Origin of the sequence: Stenotrophomonas maltophilia group sp. RNC7 (assembly GCF_030910085.1) — a bacterium.
Taxonomy (GTDB): Bacteria; Pseudomonadota; Gammaproteobacteria; order Xanthomonadales; family Xanthomonadaceae; genus Stenotrophomonas; species Stenotrophomonas sepilia.
Genome location: NZ_JAVFVN010000446.1, coordinates 1 through 566 on the forward strand (window position 1 = coordinate 1; position 566 = coordinate 566).

Genomic DNA, 566 nt, shown 5'->3' on the forward strand with positions numbered 1-566 from the left:
AAGCAAAGGCTATGATGGATGGACAACCAAACAAAAAGAAGCCAATGCCAAAGCAAATGCACTTCGAGAAGAATTAGCTAGACTAGAAAAAGGCAATAAAACTGTTGAGAAATTAGTAAGTCAAAAAGGCGATGATGCAGGAACCTGGGCAGAATACCAGAGAGAATTAAAGAAAAGAGAAATCGAGTCAAAAGGCAAAGTTACACCATATGACATCTATGAATACTCTAAGTTAGATGCTATAGTAGATTTAGAAAGATCCACAGGAAGAAACATCGACAAATATAAGGATGCCAAGTTAATAGAAGCACAACTAACAAAGAACCTAGGCGTAAATGTAAGCGTTGATAAAAATAATAACATAACATTCAAAGGCAGCGACAACCAAAGTAGTAAGACCTGGCAATATGTTGGAATGGACATTAATGAAGCTACACAGTATTTACAAAGAGCAGGAACCGTTCGAAACATAAGTGCATCCAACAAAATTAACGAATCCTATGAAGCAAAAGCAGTACAAAAAGCAACCGCAAATAGAAAATTAAATCTAAATGCAGTAGAAGCAG

General features: G+C 36.0%; 1 protein-coding gene. It reads left to right on the top strand.

What is annotated here, in order from left to right; genetic code table 11:
* Positions 1-566: hypothetical protein (locus RCF13_RS07820; protein WP_308141039.1), on the top strand; the 566-nt coding region annotated here is incomplete at both ends.